The sequence below is a fragment of the Kitasatospora sp. NPDC127121 genome, assembly GCF_042677305.1.
Classification (GTDB): domain Bacteria; phylum Actinomycetota; class Actinomycetes; order Streptomycetales; family Streptomycetaceae; genus Kitasatospora.
The window spans coordinates 1-15,933 of sequence record NZ_JBHXTQ010000032.1; the positions used below are offsets into that span (position 1 = coordinate 1).

At 71.3% G+C, this 15,933-nt stretch carries 15 protein-coding genes; 5 read left to right on the plus strand and 10 right to left on the minus strand.

Going from position 1 to position 15,933, the window contains the following annotated elements:
• Positions 1 to 146 precede the first annotated feature (146 nt).
• Positions 147 to 818: a hypothetical protein gene (locus ACFVHI_RS17780; protein WP_380340291.1), complete on the minus strand. Its 672-nt coding sequence runs from the start codon at positions 816 to 818 to the stop codon at positions 147 to 149.
• A gap of 46 nt (positions 819 to 864) precedes the next feature.
• On the minus strand, positions 865 to 1,689 hold the full coding sequence (locus ACFVHI_RS17785; RefSeq protein WP_380340294.1) for an SAM-dependent methyltransferase: 825 nt from the start codon (positions 1,687 to 1,689) through the stop codon (positions 865 to 867).
• A 199-nt stretch (positions 1,690 to 1,888) separates the two neighbouring features.
• On the opposite strand from ACFVHI_RS17785, the gene ACFVHI_RS17790 reads away from it, so the two are divergent.
• A complete protein-coding gene (locus tag ACFVHI_RS17790; RefSeq protein ID WP_380340422.1) occupies positions 1,889 to 2,092 on the plus strand; it encodes a DUF6093 family protein in 204 nt (67 codons plus the stop codon).
• 76 nt (positions 2,093 to 2,168) lie between these two features.
• On the opposite strand, the gene ACFVHI_RS17795 is transcribed toward ACFVHI_RS17790, so the two are convergent.
• On the minus strand, positions 2,169 to 2,885 hold the full coding sequence (locus ACFVHI_RS17795; RefSeq protein ID WP_380340297.1) for a hypothetical protein: 717 nt from the start codon (positions 2,883 to 2,885) through the stop codon (positions 2,169 to 2,171).
• Between the two features lie 393 nt (positions 2,886 to 3,278).
• On the opposite strand from ACFVHI_RS17795, the gene ACFVHI_RS17800 reads away from it, so the two are divergent.
• Positions 3,279 to 4,067, plus strand: coding sequence for a hypothetical protein (locus tag ACFVHI_RS17800; RefSeq protein WP_380340299.1), 789 nt, complete (start codon positions 3,279 to 3,281; stop codon positions 4,065 to 4,067).
• A 226-nt stretch (positions 4,068 to 4,293) separates the two neighbouring features.
• On the opposite strand, the gene ACFVHI_RS17805 is transcribed toward ACFVHI_RS17800, so the two are convergent.
• A complete protein-coding gene (locus ACFVHI_RS17805) occupies positions 4,294 to 4,518 on the minus strand; it encodes a hypothetical protein (RefSeq protein WP_380340301.1) in 225 nt (74 codons plus the stop codon).
• A 204-nt stretch (positions 4,519 to 4,722) separates the two neighbouring features.
• Here ACFVHI_RS17805 and ACFVHI_RS17810 point away from each other — a divergent pair, with 204 nt between their 5' ends.
• The gene (locus ACFVHI_RS17810) at positions 4,723 to 6,318 is read left to right on the plus strand and encodes a leucyl aminopeptidase family protein (protein WP_380340303.1); all 1,596 of its coding nucleotides are present in this window, start codon (positions 4,723 to 4,725) and stop codon (positions 6,316 to 6,318) included.
• Positions 6,315 to 8,015, plus strand: coding sequence for an AbgT family transporter (locus ACFVHI_RS17815; protein WP_380340306.1), 1,701 nt, complete (start codon positions 6,315 to 6,317; stop codon positions 8,013 to 8,015). The genes ACFVHI_RS17810 and ACFVHI_RS17815 overlap by 4 nt, the downstream gene beginning before the upstream one ends.
• Positions 8,016 to 8,033: 18 nt before the next feature.
• Here ACFVHI_RS17815 and glsA read toward each other — a convergent pair whose 3' ends face one another.
• The 3 genes from glsA to ACFVHI_RS17830 all read right to left on the minus strand — a co-directional run bounded on the left by glsA (position 8,034) and on the right by ACFVHI_RS17830 (position 10,130).
• Positions 8,034 to 9,278 carry a glutaminase A gene (gene glsA, locus ACFVHI_RS17820; protein WP_380340309.1) on the minus strand — a complete coding sequence of 415 codons (1,245 nt, stop codon included), beginning with the start codon at positions 9,276 to 9,278 and terminating at the stop codon, positions 8,034 to 8,036.
• A 76-nt stretch (positions 9,279 to 9,354) separates the two neighbouring features.
• Positions 9,355 to 9,660 (minus strand): SHOCT domain-containing protein, encoded by a 306-nt coding sequence (locus ACFVHI_RS17825; RefSeq protein ID WP_380340312.1) that lies wholly within the window; start codon positions 9,658 to 9,660, stop codon positions 9,355 to 9,357.
• A gap of 47 nt (positions 9,661 to 9,707) precedes the next feature.
• Entirely contained in the window at positions 9,708 to 10,130 is a 423-nt protein-coding gene (locus ACFVHI_RS17830) for a DUF6325 family protein (RefSeq protein ID WP_063352198.1), read from the minus strand.
• Positions 10,131 to 10,496: 366 nt separating this feature from the next.
• Between ACFVHI_RS17830 and ACFVHI_RS17835 the strand changes: the two genes are divergently transcribed.
• On the plus strand, positions 10,497 to 11,036 hold the full coding sequence (locus ACFVHI_RS17835) for a hypothetical protein (protein ID WP_063352197.1): 540 nt from the start codon (positions 10,497 to 10,499) through the stop codon (positions 11,034 to 11,036).
• A gap of 87 nt (positions 11,037 to 11,123) precedes the next feature.
• Here the strand turns inward: ACFVHI_RS17835 and ACFVHI_RS17840 are convergent, their stop codons facing one another.
• The 3 genes from ACFVHI_RS17840 to ACFVHI_RS17850 all read right to left on the minus strand — a co-directional run bounded on the left by ACFVHI_RS17840 (position 11,124) and on the right by ACFVHI_RS17850 (position 15,857).
• On the minus strand, positions 11,124 to 13,958 hold the full coding sequence (locus ACFVHI_RS17840; protein WP_380340316.1) for a hypothetical protein: 2,835 nt from the start codon (positions 13,956 to 13,958) through the stop codon (positions 11,124 to 11,126).
• Complete coding sequence (locus ACFVHI_RS17845) at positions 13,955 to 14,122, minus strand: hypothetical protein (protein WP_380340319.1); 168 nt, start codon at positions 14,120 to 14,122, stop codon at positions 13,955 to 13,957. Before ACFVHI_RS17845 ends, ACFVHI_RS17840 begins: the two co-directional genes overlap by 4 nt.
• Before the next feature lie 424 nt (positions 14,123 to 14,546).
• Positions 14,547 to 15,857, minus strand: a complete 1,311-nt coding sequence (locus ACFVHI_RS17850; RefSeq protein ID WP_380340322.1) for an MFS transporter — start codon at positions 15,855 to 15,857, stop codon at positions 14,547 to 14,549.
• Positions 15,858 to 15,933: the final 76 nt, after the last annotated feature.

The following is a 15,933-nucleotide window of genomic DNA, read 5'->3' on the forward strand; positions in this document are numbered from 1 at the left end:
ACCCCGGCCATCTCCTCAGGTGTCACACACCACCAACGACACAACCCACCAACAGACACGCCACTACCGCACAGACCTGACCAAGCCCTACTAGGGGCTCTCCTTCGGATCACGCCGGTCGTGCGACCTCGCTGACCGGCGACTTCTCAGCTGTCCTCCCGAACAGTGCGGTAACCCAGCGCGCGGGCCAACGCGGCGACGGTGTCGAAGTTCGCGGTGGGCGAGAGCGCGGAAACCGTCCGGCGATCGAGCGGGGCGGCTGCCAGCACGGCCGCCACCGCCTCCCGGTCGACGGACCGCTCGTGGTAGTCCTCGGCGTAGCCCACGAACGCCTCCGTACCGTCGGCGGCGGTGAGCAGGTCGAACAGCCAGTCGGCGCCGTCCGTCTCGCCGTCGGCGAACTCGACCGGCCCGCACCGCCAGTCGGCGCCGCCCGTCTCGCGCCAGGCGCACACGGTCGCGTCGAAGAAGCCTTCGAGCTGGAACTCCGGCGCCTGCGCGTAGTGCGCGAGCGAGCCGGGCAGGCCGTCGAGCAGGCCGGGCCAGTGCGCGCGGTCCTCCTCCCGCCACGGGGTGGCGTCGCTCTCGTGGTCGAATCCGTAGAGGAACACCCCGGCCGGGTCGAAGACGATCGCGTACTGGTCACCGGAACCGTTGTCCATGCACGCCAGATCGACGCCCGGACGCCACCCGGCCACGTACGAGTGGTCGGGTGCGTAGGGGACGGAGACGATCGAGTCCAGCAGCGCCAGCGCCCGGCAGCGGGCGCGCAGCTCGTCGGGCCCGGGCAGGGCGGCCAGAAGGTGGTGAACAGTCATGGCGCACACTCAACAGCACGCCACTGACACTCCCGGTCCGAGTCGGCTACGGCTTGCGGGCCAGTGCGCAGGAGATCAGCTGTTCCCACACCGTCAGAGCGGGCCTGTCCACGCCGTTTCCGGCAGCGTCGTCGTCCGGCGTGGGGTCCGGCCGCCACAGGGAGCAGGGGACCAGGCCCGGTTCGAGGAGCTCAAGACCGTCGAACAGGCCGGTGATCTCCTCGTCGGTGCGCCACTGGCCCCGGCCGAAGCTGCTCTGCAGCTTCTGCTCCAGGAGCCGGGTCTCCTCGTTCCCGCCGGAGCGGAAGTGGGAGATGTAGACCTGGCTGTCCGACGGCACCCGGTCCACCCACCAGCGCGCGAGCTCGGCGGGGCGTTCGGCATCGGTGAGGTGGTGCAGTACGGCGCTGAAGACGACGCCCACCGGCTCGTCGAAGTCGATCAACTCCTGTAGGCCGGGGTCGTGGTAGAGCTCCTCCGGCTCGCACAGGTCCGCCCGGATCACGGCGGTGCGGTCGTCGGCGGTCAGCAGGGCCCGGCTGTGGGCGACCACGACCGGGTCGTGGTCGACGTAGACGACGCGCGCGTCCGCACGGTGCCGCTGGGCGACCTGGTGCACGTTGTCGGCGGTCGGCAGGCCGCTGCCCATGTCGACGAACTGGGAGATGCCGTCACGGGCCATGGCCGCCACGGCGCGAACGAGGGCCCGGCGATTGGCGAAGGCCACCGCCTGCGAACCGGGCAGGTCCTTGATGAAGAAGTCGCCGATCTCGCGGTCGACGGCGTAGTTGTCCTTGCCGCCGAGCAGATAGTCGTAGACCCGGGCGATGCTCGGCTTCGACTGATCATCCTCTGAGCTGCGATCGGTCACGGCAACAGACTCATAATCCCTTGGTCGTGGGTTCGAGTCCCAACCCGCCCCGCACTCGGTCGGCGCGGCTGTCCTTCGCACAGGTCCCTGTGGCCTGTGAAACGTCCTCATTGTGCGATCGGAAATCTAGGGCACTGGGTGCGCCCGGACCGGGCTGCCCCGCCAAAGTTCACCCGGATGGGAACGCGGAAGCCGGTGGCTGGAGGACAACGCCTCTTGGTGCGGGCTCGCCACCCCGCTGTCCGCGTCGCTCCCGCAGCGCGGCGACCTGGTGACCCTCATCGCCGCGAAGAACCCGACGGCCGGCACGGTCGGCCGGACCTGGCAGGCCCTCGACCCGGGTGAGGCCGGCACCGTGGAAGTCGCGCGGATCGCCCGCCTCGACGAGGGCGTTCTGCCCTGACCGGTGCAGGTGCGGTCTCCGGTTCTGGTGGGGCCGGTTCACAGAACGGCCCCACCGGACTTTGTCGTGGTGTCGGCTACCCGAGGCTCTCTGCGACGCGGATGAGTTCCTCGTCCGAGAGTCGTGGGGGGCCGCCGGTGGTGACGGCGAAGGTGTAGGTCCCGTCAGACCATGTCAGCGACCGGGGTCCGCTATGAGAATCCGGTTGTGTGATGGTCGCGGGGTGGCCCTTGACGCTGGTGGCCCGGCCGGCTGGTGGCGTGCTGTTCCGGAGAGTCTGGCTGATGATCAGGGACCCCGCTTCGGGCCCCGTTCCCAGCCGGTACCCGCTTGCCCAGGCAGGGGTGTCGGTCGGGAGCGGGGCCAGGCCGGGCAACTGGACCATCCTGCCTGCGGGGTAGGGGTAGTAGTTCTCCGGCAGGAACGCGGGCCGGAGAAGGTTGCGCTCGTCGAAGTGGATGACGGGCTTGCCTGCGGGGTCGTTCAGCGCCCTGGTCCCGAGCGGTTTGTTCAGGTGGGTTGTGATCTGTCCGATGCCACCTGGGTCGCAGGACCCCGGGGCGACAGTGTGCCGCAGGGAGACCTTTACTGTCTCGGCGGTCTCGCGGGCCACGAGCTCGGGTTGCTTCTCACAACTCCAGCCGATGCTGAGTGTCAGGGTCTGGCTGTCGGAGCTGAGCAGCAGCTGGCCGGTCACGGGGCCTTCGTGGACCTTGGTTTCCGGGCCCCGGTTCACCCATGCGTTGATCGCGAAGCCGCCACCGAGAATGGCTATGGCAGTCACGGCGGTCAAGCGATTCCGTCGTCCGCGCTTTGATATCTGACGGACGGTACCTTGCGTCACGAGCCCTCCCCGGCGGTCGCGGCCATGCTTGCGGCATGGCGCGCGCGAAGTCAAGCGAGATGGGAAGCGGAACTTACTGGGAAAATCGTTCAAAGATGTGCCGTTCAATTGCCGAGAAATGGCAAAGCCGTGACGGTTGTGCCCGGAAAGGTCTCGCAAGGATGCTTCTGGGGCTTTTATGTGCGGTGTGCGGTGTGCGGGGCGTTGGCTTGGCGCTACCGTGCTGGGTGCAACATGGCCCACGAAGGCTCTGATTGAATCCAATTCGGGGGGAACCGAATGGTTCAAAAAAGCAGCTCCGGTCGGAAGTGGATAATTCTAGCCACTGCCCTACTGGCGTCGGTGTCCGCAATTGCTCCGGCTATCGCCATATCGGGGGATGGCGCCCTCATCACACCGTCCGCTCAACCAGGCAACGCACCCAAGAAGAAGTTGCCGGCCGGCGCCACCGGTGCAGCTGCGCTGCTGGGGGCCGCCAAGCCGGAGGTCATCGAGCTCATGAAGAAACAGGAGGTCCTGGACAAGGTCGTCGACCGTATCACCGGAGGGCAAGAGGAACAGAACCGGGATCGGATCCCGGGATTTTCCGAAGTCGAGGTCGACCCAGGGGTCAACGAGGGTGACGGAAACGCCGCCGATGACACGATCGGTATCGTCCCGCGCGACAGCCAGCACTCGGGCGGATACGTCTATGGCGGCCCGTGGAACGAGAGCAGCGGTTATGCCCTTCAGGTCTCCGGTTCCGGCGGCAACAACGTAGGCGACTACGTCTGCCACTCCGCCGCCAACTCGGGGGCGCACTGCGGTCTTCGTGTTCTGCAGGTCGATCGGCAGATTCAAGGGCCTAACAAAGTCTGGCGCAAGTTCGCTGACCAGGTCGTTCAGACGGACCCGAACGACATTGCCGCCGCCAACGGAGACAGCGGCGGACCTGTTGTCACGGAACTTGGCGGAGGCAAGCTCCAGGCCCGCGGAACCATCACGTCGCTTGAGAAGGAGACCAACTGCGGCGGCCGAGCGACCTCTGACGGTGGAACTCGAACGCCGTGGTGCTTCAACGGAATGTGGTACGTCCCCATTTCCCAGACGCTCGCCGACATGGGGTGGGTCCTGAGGACAGACAACCCGTGAGAACAAACCGCTCCTGAAGCGGTACCCCGGTGCCGCGAGCTCTCCGGTGACGGGTTGCAACAGCAAGGTGCGGGGGCGAGACCAAGGTCTCGCCCCCGCACCTTGCTGCGGTGGCGGACCTGTGGCGCGGATCCCAGGTCATTCGCGGCTCCTACGCTCGTGACCATGACCTCCGCCAACCCCTTGAGCAGCGGCATGTCCGCATCCTGGCGGCTCGACCGCTCACCTAGAGATCGACGACCACGACATTGCTGGCCAGGTTCGTTCGTACGAGCTGCGGCACACCGTCGGAAGGCTCCCCGAATTCCAGCTGCTGCTGCGCCCGACCGCCAACCCGGAGTGGGAGGGCACCGCCCGCGTCTCGGTCGGCGAGGACCCGGGCCCGGTCGCCGCCGCGTTCCTGGCCGTCCTCGACCCCGCCGAGAGCGAGCGCGCGGTCCTGACCCGGCACGACCTCCTCTGACGCCGAGCTGGCTCATCGGGGTCTGGGTGCGCCGGCAGGCCGGCGCCTGAGCCGGGGCGCCGGGCGTTCGTGCGTTTGGGGGGGGCACAGCGCGTGGCGTGTCCTGGAAGCGCCTTGACCGTGCGTCTTACTGGGGAGCGGCTGCTGGGACCGGCGGCCTCTGGACCGCCGCCCCCTGCAGAGGAGAGCACAGTGGCGCAGAGCAAGGCAGCCCTCGATCTCATTCCTTCGTGGAGCCGCGTTCCGAGGGTTGACGTCGTCCCGGACCGGGATCCGGAGGCGGTGCGGGATCCGGAGGCGGTGGGGCTGCCGGTGGTCCAAGGGGCGGTGGCGGTGCCGGCGTGGATCGGGCTGGGCCCGGGGGCCGTGGAGGCCGCCGGCATGACGGGGGCGGCGGGCCGGGTGCTGCTGGTGCCCCGGGAGGACGGGCCGGACGTCGTGCTCTACGGGACGGGGCCGGAGGGTGCGGCAGGTCCCGATGTGCTGAGGGACGCCGGGGCGGCCGTGGCGCTCGCGGTGCCGGGCCGTTCGCGGCTGGCCGTCGTGGTGCCGTCCGGGGCGGGTGCGACGCCGGCGGAGGCGGCGCAGGCGTTGGTGGAGGGGGTGCTGCTGGCCCGTTACGGCTTCGATCCGCTCAAGCGCGAGCCGTCCGGCACGGCGCTGGAGGCCGTCACGGTCGTGGCGGGTTCGGGCTCGGGCTCGGACTCGGACTCGGACTCGCGCGAGGCCGTCGAGAGGGGCGTCGAACGCGGGGTGTGGCTGGCCCGCGCGACGATGCTGGCCCGGGACCTGGCCAGCGCGCCGCCCAGCCTGCTGACCGCGCCGGACCTGGCCGAGGTCGCGGTGCGGCTCGGCGCGCAGTGCGGTCTGAAGGTGGAGGTGTTCGGGCAGCGGGAGCTGGAGGAGTTGGGCTGCGGCGGCCTGCTGGGCGTGAACCGGGGCGGCGTGGACGAAGCCCGCATGATCAAGCTCACCTACCTGCCCTCCGACGCCGGTGACGGGACGCCCCGGCTGGCCCTGGTGGGCAAGGGCATCACGTACGACTCCGGCGGCATCAGCCTCAAGCCCGCCGACGCCGTGCATGCGACGATGAAGAACGACATGTCCGGTGCCGGCGCGATCCTGGCGGCCCTGTGCGTCCTGGCCGGGCTCGGCTGCCGGACGGCCGTGACGGGCTACCTGATGTGCACGGACAACATGCCCTCGGGTTCGGCGCTCAAGCTGGGCGACGTGCTGTGGATGCGCGGCGGCACGAGCGTGGAGGTGGTCAACGCCGACGCGGAGGGCCGCCTGGTCATGGCGGACGCCCTGGTCCTGGCCGGCGAGGAGCCGGGGGACGCGATCGTGGACATCGCCACCTTGACCGGCGCGTGTCTGCGGGCGCTCGGCGCCGAGACAGCGGGCGTGTTCGGCAACGCCCAGCCGCTGGTCGATCAGGTCCTGGACGCCGCCGCCCGCACCGGCGAGCCGGCCTGGCAGCTGCCGCTGTCGCGGCGTTACCGGCCGGAGCTGGACTCGGAGGTGGCGGACCTGAAGAACATGGGCGGCCCCAACGGCGGGGCGATCCATGCCGCGCTGTTCCTGGAGGAGTTCGTCGCCGACCGCCCCTGGGCGCACATCGACATCGCCGGGCCGGCCCAGAACGACAAGCCGAGCGGCTGGCGCACCAAGGGCTGCACCGGCTTCGGCGCGCGCCTGCTCGCCGAGCTCGCGCTGGCCTTCACCCCTCCGTCGACGGCCGCGCGCACCGACTCCACCCGCTCGATCAGTGAGGAGGCCGGCCGGTGAACGCCCTCGCCCACGCCCAGGCCGACGGCCCGCAGGACAAGAGCGCCACCGCTTCCGGGAACGGAAAGTCCGGCGGCGGGTCGGGGCGCGTCCTGGACGCCATCGAGAAGATCGGGAACAAGGTCCCGCACCCGGCCATCATCTTCCTGCTGCTGTGCGTCCTGGTGATCGTGCTCTCGGCGATCCTGTCCGCGTTCGACGTCCACGTGACCAGCGAGACGGTCAAGTCCGTTCCCTACCCGGCCACGCAGGTCCACGAGGGCGGCACCGAGTACCCGGGCACCCACCTGCCGCCGGAGTCGGCGTACACCCACCGCTACGAGACCGTCGTCGAGACGACGAAGGTCGAGAGCCTGCTGTCCGGCGACGGCGTCCGGTTCCTGTTCACCTCCGCGGCGCACAACTTCAACGACTTCGGCGTCGTCGCGGTCATCCTCGTCATCATGGTCGGCGTCGGGCTCGCGGAGGAGGCCGGACTGATCGCGGCCCTGATCCGACGCCTGGTCAGGATCTCGCCACCGGAGACCCTCACCGCGATCATCGTCTTCGCCGGCATCCTGTCCAGCATCGCCTCCGACGCCGGATACCTCGTCCTCATCCCGCTGGGAGCGGTCGCCTTCATCAGCGCCGGGCGCCACCCGCTCGCCGGGATCGCCGCGGCCTTCGGCGGGGTCAGTGCGGCCTTCAGCGTCAACCTGCTCATCGCCCCGATCGACGGCATCATGACGGAGATCACCAACCAGGCGATCAGGCTCGTCAACCCCGGCCAGTCCCTCAACCTGACCGCGAACTACTACTTCGCGATCGGCTCCACCCTGTTCCTCACCATCGTCATCACCTTCATCACCGAACGCATCATCGAACCCCGCCTGGGCCCCTGGCAGCCGCAGGACACCGACGCCGTCGCGGACGGCGAGGAGCCCTCGGTCGACGCGGCGGCCGAGGCCCGGGGGCTGCGCTACGCGGGCCTCTCGCTGATCGCGCTCGTGGTGGCCGTCACGCTGCTCGCGTTCATCCCCGGCGCGCCGCTGCGCAACCCGGAAACGGGGAGCCTGTTCGAGGACTCGCCGTTCATGGACGGCCTGATCGTCATCATCATGATCGCGTTCCTGGTGATGGGCCTGGCGTTCGGCGCGGGCGCGAAGACCCTGCGCGGCAGCGCCGCCGCGATGGACGCGATCACCAAGACCTTCGCCGGGCTCGGCGGCCTGATCTTCCTGCTGCTGATCATCGCCCAGTTCATCTCGTACTTCAATTACAGCAACATCGCCACGGTGGTCGCCGTGCAGCTCGCCGACCAGCTGGAGAGCGCGAACATCGGCGCGATCTGGCTCCTGATCGCCTTCATCCTGCTGACCTACGTCATCAATCTGATCATCCCCGGGATCATCCCCAAGTGGGCGATCTTCGCGCCGATCTTCGTTCCCCTGTTCATCCGCCTCGGCGTCGCGCCGCAGACCGTGCTGGCCGCCTACCGGGTCGGCGACTCCCCGACGAACGTCGTCACCCCGCTGATGGTCTACCTGCCGTTCATCGTCCTGCAGTGCCAGAGGTACCGGAAGCAGGCGGGTGTCGGCACCGTCATCTCGCTGATGACCCCCTACACGGTCATCGTGGCGGTGGCCTGGCTGCTGTTCTTCGTCGCGTGGTACGCCATCGGCATCCCGATGGGGCCGGGTGCACCCGTCAAGCTGTGAACGGGTGCCGGCCGGTGCTCACTCGGCTCGCTCGGCCCGCTCGCCCGGGGTGTCGCTCCGGTCCGTGGACGGCCTGCGGACCAGGCCCGCGGGGTCGACGAAGCGCACCGTCGTCCGGGCCCGGAGGCCGGCGGCGCAGTCGGCCAGCAGCCTGCGGGCGATCGGGCGCACGGCGGTGACGTGGGAGAGGTCGACCGTGACCAGCGGGCGGGGCTGGTCGCGGGCGAGGCGGCGGACGCAGTGGACGATCTCCTCGGCGGCCGCGAAACCGAGGTCGCCCAGCAGCTCCAGGTGGTGCGCGCCGTGGTCGGTGCGCACCGCCTGGAGCGGTGAGCGGGCACGCTCGGTGTGCCGCAGGACGTGCAGGCCCAGCTCGGCGGACAGCTCGCGCAGGACGGCGCTCGCGCGGACGCTGTTGCCCTGAGGGTCCAGCGGGGGGCTGAACACGCCGACGCCGAACTGGCCGGGGCTCACGGCGCAGACCCCTCCGCCGACGCCGCTCTTGGCCGGCAGGCCCACCCTCAGCATCCATTCGCCGCTGTGGTCGTACATGCCGCAGGTGGCCATGACCGACAGCGTGGCGCCCGCCGCGTCGGCGTCCACGACGCGGCGCCCGGTCACCGGGTTGCGCCCGCCGTTGGCCAGCGTGGCGCCCATGACGGCCAGGTCGACGGCGGTGACCTCGATTGCGCACTGGCGGAAGTACACGTCGCAGGCCTGCTGGGCCGGGCGCTCCAGCACGCCCTGGGAGAGCGTGAGGTAGGCCAGCGCCCGGTTGCGGTCCCCGGTGGCGGCCTCGGACCGGTAGACGTCCTCGTCGACCGTCAGCCGGCGGCCGGCGAAGCCCGACAGGGTGTCGCGGATCCGTTCGAACGCGGCCTCGCCGTCGCCGCCGATCAGCGCGGTCGTCACGATCGCCCCGGCGTTGATCAGCGGGTTCGCCGGGCGCCCGGTGCCCGCCTCCAGGCTGATCGCGTTGAACGGCTCCCCGCTCGGCTCGAACCCGACCCTCCTGGCCACCTCCGCCAGGCCCAGCTCCGACAGCGCCAGCGAGTACACGAACGGCTTCGAGACCGACTGGATGGTGAAGGCGGCCGCCGCGTCACCGGCCTGGTAGGCGTGGCCCTGGACGCTGACCATGGCGAGGCCGAAGGCGTGCGGGTCGGCGCGGGCGAGTTCGGGGATGTAGCGGGCGACGTCACCGGCGGTATCGGCGCGGTGCCGTTCGACGAGTTCGGCGAGCACCACCGTCACGGGCTCCATCAGCGCACCACGGCGGCGCGGCGCGCGGGCCCGGTCGGGCCCTGCCCCCGTGCGGGGGCCGCCCGGCGGAGCGGATTCACGAGGTGAGGAGGCGTTGCTTGGCCGCCGTGAACTCGTCGTCGGTCAGCATCCCGCTCTGCCGCAGTTCGACGAGGCGTTCGAGCTGGGCGAGCGTCTGGTCGTTCGGCGCGGCGGCCGGTGCGGCCGGTGCGGCCTGAGGCGCGGGCGCTGGCGGAGGCTCCGGCGGTGGCGCGGTGGCCTGCTGGTGCCGGGCGGCGACCCTGCTCGACACGGACGTGGCGGTCCCGGCGATGACGGCGGTGCGGGCGGCGGTGCCGATGAGCCCCGGGCGCCCGCCGCGCGACAGACGGCGGCCGATCATGACAGCCTCCTTCTCGGAGTCCGGTTCCCCTTTTGGAGTCCGATCTTTCAGAGTCCGATCGCGGCGAGATCGGCCGCCACCACGGTGTGCGGCACGTGCTCGCGCGTGACGAGGATCCCGTCCGCGTCGTCGAGTGCCCGTAGCAGCGGCGCGGCCCAGCGGTGCTCCCAGACGATGATCGCCGCCGAGCACCCCGCCGGGATCTCGTCACAGATGCTGGCCAGGTCCTCGTCGCTCAGCAGGCCCATGATCTCGCCGTCCAGCTCGGCGAACACGGCCGCTTCGTCGCTGTCCAGGGCATCGAGTTCGAGGACGCGGACCGCGCCCTGCTCGTCCCTCTTGATGAAGGTGAGGTCGAGGATGCGGATGATCCCCTCGGAGGTCAGGCGCTTGAGCTCCGGCAGGATCGCCCCCCGGAACCGGTTGCCCGGGAAGGCCATGACGGCGTACTCGACCGGCCCGACGTCCATGGCGTCACGCCCCTTCCGCATCGCGTCCCCGCCCCTGCCTTCATCCTCCGTCGAGCCCGGCGCCGCCGCGACCGCGCGGACGGCTCACCCGTACTGATGACGTACTGAGGGCGCGCTGTTGACGAGTGGAACCGGATCGCCGGGGGTTGCACCACCGCCCCCGGCGATCCGCCGCACCGCCGGGACCTGCGGAAAGCCGCCGCGGACGGGTGAGCGCAGGCGGCCCGCCGAGGCGTGTGCGAGGAGCGGAAACGGGCGCCCGGCCGCGACGGGGAGCGGTACCGTCGGGCGGGTGACCCGACCGGCCGAAGAACCCTGCGACCGGACCTGCCGCGCACCCGCCGCGGCCGTGTGAGGAGGAGTCCTGTGTCATCGCCTTGTGACCCCCGATACGCCGCCGTCGGCGATGTGAGCACCGCGCTCATGATGATCGACTCCCGGCTCAAGGCCGTCTACGACGGTAAGACCGGGACGGACCCCGAACAGCAGCGGCTGGTCGACGAGTTCGCCGCATCCGTGGGCCCCGACGAGTTCAACGCGCTGCTGGACGGCGCGTGCACGCTCATCTACCTCTTCATGAACTGGCTGCGGTCGGCCTGCGAGGAGCACGACAAGGACGTCATCGAGCACGTGGTGCCCACCCTCGTGGCCACGATGCGCATGATGCCCAGGACCTTCCGCCCCGAGGTCATCCCCACCATGGCCGGCCTGGTGATCGCCGCGGGCAGCGGTCTGAGCCCCAACCTGTGGCGCGCGCAGTACGGACCATGGACCGGCGCCGAGATGAACCCCCTGGAAGCCACGGCCACCCTGCTCGCGGAGCACGTCAACCGGGTCTCCGGCGACGACCACGACTTCGCGACCCGCCTGATCACCGACGCCCTGTCCAAGCTGGACCAGGGCTGAGGCGCGGCGCACTGCGCCACCGTGTGCTCTCGACCGCGGGGTCGAGGGCCGGTCATCCGGTGATCGCGGAGAGCCGCCGTCGCGGTGTCACGACTGCTCGCCCGCCCGCAGTTCGGTGGCGATCTGGCGCCGGCCGGTGACCAGCGTCTCCAGCACCACCCCGAGGCCGACCAGCAGGGCCAGGCCCGCGGTGGGCAGCAGCACCGGCATCAGCGCGGGGGTGACGAGCTCCCCGACCCTGGCGCCGACCAGGGTCGAGATGTCGAACGCGCCGCCCAGCAGGGCGACCGCCGCCACCGCGACCAGCCCGCCGCCGACGGCGGCCGCCAGAGTCTGCGGCAGCGCCTCGGCGACGATCAGGGCCAGCCCCTGGCGGGGCCGCAGGCCCATGGTGCGCAGCCGGGCGAGCACGGCCGTGCGGTCGGGCGCGGCCCGGAACAGCGTCAGCAGCACGGCGAGCAGGGCGAACCCGGCGCCGGCGGCACCCGAGTACCAGAACAGCCGCCCGGCGGCGTGCTGCAGCGGGTCGCCGCCGAGCTCGGCGACGGTCTCCCGGCTGCTGTGCACCGTGTATCCCGCGGGCAGGCCGTGGACGGCCTTGCCGACGGCCGCGGCGTCGTCCGCGATCATCTTGGCCAGGCCGGTCGGCTGGACCCCGCCGTTGTCCCGCAGTGCCGTCCTGACCGCTTCGGGGTCGACCTCGCCGACGGCGAACCACTCGTTCACCCGCTTGGCGTCCGGCAGCCGCTCCCAGGCGGGGCCGGCGGGAACGACGACGAACGGCTTGCCCGGGTCGGGCAGGGCGGGGGTGGCGCCGACGGTCCCGGCGACGGAGAGGCGCAGGTCGTTGCCGTTGGGCGTGCGCACCTGGGACGCCCCTGCGGCCAGGCGCTCGGCCAGGTCGCGGCTGACCAGCGCGGGCACCGGGGTGTCCCGGCCGCCCGCCGCCCCGGCCAGCTTCGCCGGGTCGAACCCGCCGACCCCGAGGGTCCGGGCGATCTCGGCGTACGCCGCCGGATCGACCACCATCACCAGGTAGGCCTCGGTGTAGCGCTGGTCGGCGCCGACGATGCGGGCGTTGGGCTCGACCCAGGCCGCGGTCGAGGCCCGGACGCCGGGCAGGGCGTCGGCGGCCTTGGTGAACGACTCGGACAGGGTGGCGTAGCCCGGGAGGGAGACGCCGATGTCCCCGCCCGTGGCGATGCGCGCGGCGCGGGTCCGCGAGTGATCGACGGTGTCGAGCACGGTGGCGCCGAAGCCGGTCGTGGTGACGGCGATCACCAGGGCGAGCAGCGGCAGCGCGGAGGGCCGGCGGCGGCCCGAGCTGTCGCGGGCGGCGCGGGCCAGGCCGAGGAAGCCGATCAGGCCGCGGCCCCGGCCGGCGAGGGCGGCGAGCCAGCCGACCAGCACCGGCTCGACCCTGGCCAGCAGCAGCCCGCCGGTGACGGCGAGCAGGAGCGGGGCGGCGACCAGCAGCGGATCCAGTCCGGCGCCGGTGCCGACGCCCCGGCGCCGGACCTCCGCCACGGCCACGGCGGTGACCGCCAGGACGGCGAGTTCGCCGACCAGCCGGCGTCGGCCGCCGACCGCCCGCCGGCGTGCCCGCCGCAGGGCCGCACGGGCCGGGAAGGCCAGCAGCGCGATCAGGGTCGCGGCCAGGGCCGCCAGCACCGAGCGGTCCCACCGGGGGGTGGGCAGCAGCACCAGGGCGAGGGCCGTTGCGAGCACGGCGGCCGGCAGGACGGTGACGGCACCCTCGCCGACCAGCCGTCGCAGCACCCCGGCACGGGAGCCGCCGCGGGCCTGGAGCAGCCCGATCTCGGCGGTGCGCCGGTCGGTGGTGAGGGCGGCGGCCAGGAACAGCACCACGGTGGCGACGCCCGCCACGCCGGCCGGGCCGATCGCGCTGAGCGGCAGCGAGGCCTGGTAGCGGTCGTCCGCCCGGCTGAGGATGCCGGGAAGGCCCGAGGTGGTGTGCAGGTCGGGGCGCCGGGTCGCGTCGGCCAGGGCGGTGGCGTCGTGCCCGGTCAGGAGGGAGCTGAGGATGCCGCGGGTGCGGTCGAACCGGTCGGCGTGCAGCGAGGCGGTGTCGACGGGCAGCCGCCAGAAGTTCTCGGCGTTCGAACCCCAGCGGGCCAGCGCGGGCAGGCTGTCGCCGTCGACGAATCCGCTGGTCATCCAGTGCTCGTGCTCGGGGTCGGTCCTCAGACAGGCGCGGGCCGGGCAGCCGAGGTCTTCCCAGAACGGGTCCTGGGGGTCGTTGACCTGGTACAGGCCGACCACCACGGTGGTCCGCTTGGCGCCCGAACCCTCGGTGCCGTTGTCGATGACGTCACCGAGCTTGATGTGGATGCTCTCGGCGGCCTTCTTGCTGACCACGATCGGCAGCGGACCGCCGGCGGCGGCGGGGGTCGGCCAGGTGCCGTCGGTGAGGGTGGCCCGGGCGGCCAGGTCGTGCAGGTAGAGCAGGCCGAGGACCGGGTCGGTCCGCTTCTCCGCGAACCGGTCGTACTCCGGATTGCCCATGCCGCGGTCGCCCAGGGCGCGGGCGCCGTAGGCCTGGCCCGACTGGGTCAGCGTCAGCTGCCGACCGACCATCTCGGTGAGCTGCTGCTGCACCCGGTCGAGTGCGGCGGCCTTGTCGTCGTCCCGCGTCTTGGACGTGGTCTGCAGGCTGGTCTGGTTGAGGCCCTTCTGACTGACGAAGTCCTGGAGCGCGGTGTCCGCGCCCCGGTCCGCGATGCGGGGGAAGGCCGCCGCCAGGAAGACGGCGACGAATGCCAGGGTCGCCATGAGCAGCGCGGCCAGCGGGTTCGCCCGCAGCCTGGTGCGGACCCAGCGCGCGGGGCGGTGGGGTGTCCCGGGAGCGGTTCCGGGCGCGGGCGAAGGGGTGGGCACGGTGGTGCCGGTCCGGGGGGTCACATCTCCTCCACGTGGCGCAGCCGGGTGGCCACGTCCCGACGGCGGCGTCCGGTGGGGAAGGCCGACAGCAGCGCGGCGGCAGCCGCCAGTGGCCGTCGCCCGTGTGGTCGGTGCACGACGAAGCCGAGCATCACGTTCTCCCCCCGGTCGCGTTCCGGCCCCACCCATTGCTCCGATCCAGGCACATCTCGGCCATGGACGGACACCTCGCGGGCGTGCCGGCGCAGTGATCACCGACATGCGGTCGCCGGATAGCGGACGATGCTGTCAGATTCGCTCCGGGAACGGAAGGGATTTGCGCGAATCAAGTAAGCAAGGAACAAATGCCATGCACACTTCACAATTCCGGTATCGCCGCACCCCTTTGACCAGGAGAAATCCCTTTCCCGAATTTTCCGCTCGGAATTGTGAACCGGCGAGCAGCTGCATCCGTTGGCCCGGGCCGCCACCGGCCCGGTGGTGGCCGTGGCCGAACCCGTTCCGGAGGAGATTCGATAACGATGTTCTGCCGCATTGTCCGAGAAATCCGGAATTTCAGCCGGAAAGCGCGGTCATTCGAGATCACCGGCCACCACCGGCGGGCGGGGCCTATAAGACGAGAGGGTCCGGATCCTTGGCCGCCGGATGCTCCTCCGGGGCCGTGGTGCTCAGCGCGCGGGCCTCGCGGTCGAGGGCCAGGTGGAGGCCGACGGCCAGCATGGGGATCGCGGCCAGCACGAACGCCCACTGTATGTCCCAGCCGACCAGCAGGCCCATGGCCGCGATGGAGAGCGGTTCCAGCGTGGCCCGGGGCAGTTCCATCACGCTGCTGACCCGGCCCAGCACGTCCGTCGGGGTCCTGGTCTGGATGAACGTCGGCAGCGCGACGTCGCTGGAGTACGCGACGCCGATCCCCAGCAGGGTGAGCACCACCGCCGCGCTCCACACGCTGGGAAGGAAGCCCAGCAGCACGAAGGCGGTGCCCTCGCAGAGCGTCATCCCGATGATGAGCAGTCCCCAGCGGCGCGGCAGCCCGGTGAAGACCGCGCCGATGGTGCCGATCAGCTGCCCCAGTCCCCAGGCGGAGAGCAGGACGCCGAGCGCGAGCGAGCCCTGGGGGAAGGTCTTGGCCAGCGCGGGAAGCCCCACGCTGAAGAGGCCGCTGTAGCTGAGGGCCGCCGCGCCGATCAGCAGGAGGACGGTGCGGATCTCCCGGCTGCGTCCGGCGTAGCGGAGCCCTTCGACGATCTCCCGCCGGATCGCCGTGAACGACTTGGCGCCCTCGTCGGCCTCGCCCGCCTGGTCGGAGGCCTGGTCGCCCAACTGGTCGCCCGCCTGGTCGGCCGGTTGTCTGCGGGGTGCGCCGAAGACCGTCAGGGCGGCGAAGAAGAAGGTGAAGGCGTTGAGCAGGATGGTGGTCGACGTCCCCACCGCGGCCACGAGGGCGCCGCCCAGGATCGGCCCCAGCAGCCGGGCCCCCTGCTCTCCGAAGCCGACGAGCGCGTTGCCCCGGGCGAGGTGCTCGGGCGGCAGGAGGGAGGGGATGATGCTGCCGGCCGCCGGCCAGAAGAACGCTTCGGCGACGCCGGTGAGCGCGCCGAGGGCATAGAGGTGCCACGTGCTCACGTGGTCGGTCAGGGCGATCAGCCCCAGCGTGGCGACGGCGAGCCCCCTGAGCGTGTGGGAGCAGAACATGACGGCGCGCGGGGAGAGCCGGTCGGTCACCGCGCCGCCCACCAGCATCAGCACGCCCCGGGGGACGGCCTGGACGAGCAGGATCGTGGCCAGCGTGGTCGTCGATCCGGTCTCGTTCAGGATCAGCCAGATGAAGGCGACCTCGAAGCTGTAGTCCCCCACCAGGGAGACGGTCTCGCCCAGCCACACCCGCCGGAAGGGCCGGTGTTTCAGTGGCTGTCGCACCTTGTCGAGCATCGACTACCTCTCTGCTGTTCCACTTTTCCACGATGAAGGACTGCGGGACACTGCGGGGCGCGTG

Coding starts and splice junctions, on each gene's coding strand:
- ACFVHI_RS17780 (WP_380340291.1), bottom strand. CDS start 818: ATGACTGTTCACCACCTTCTGGCCGCCCTGCCCGGGCCCGACGAGCTG.
- glsA (WP_380340309.1), bottom strand. CDS start 9,278: ATGGAGCCCGTGACGGTGGTGCTCGCCGAACTCGTCGAACGGCACCGC.
- ACFVHI_RS17825 (WP_380340312.1), bottom strand. CDS start 9,660: ATGATCGGCCGCCGTCTGTCGCGCGGCGGGCGCCCGGGGCTCATCGGC.
- ACFVHI_RS17830 (WP_063352198.1), bottom strand. CDS start 10,130: ATGGACGTCGGGCCGGTCGAGTACGCCGTCATGGCCTTCCCGGGCAAC.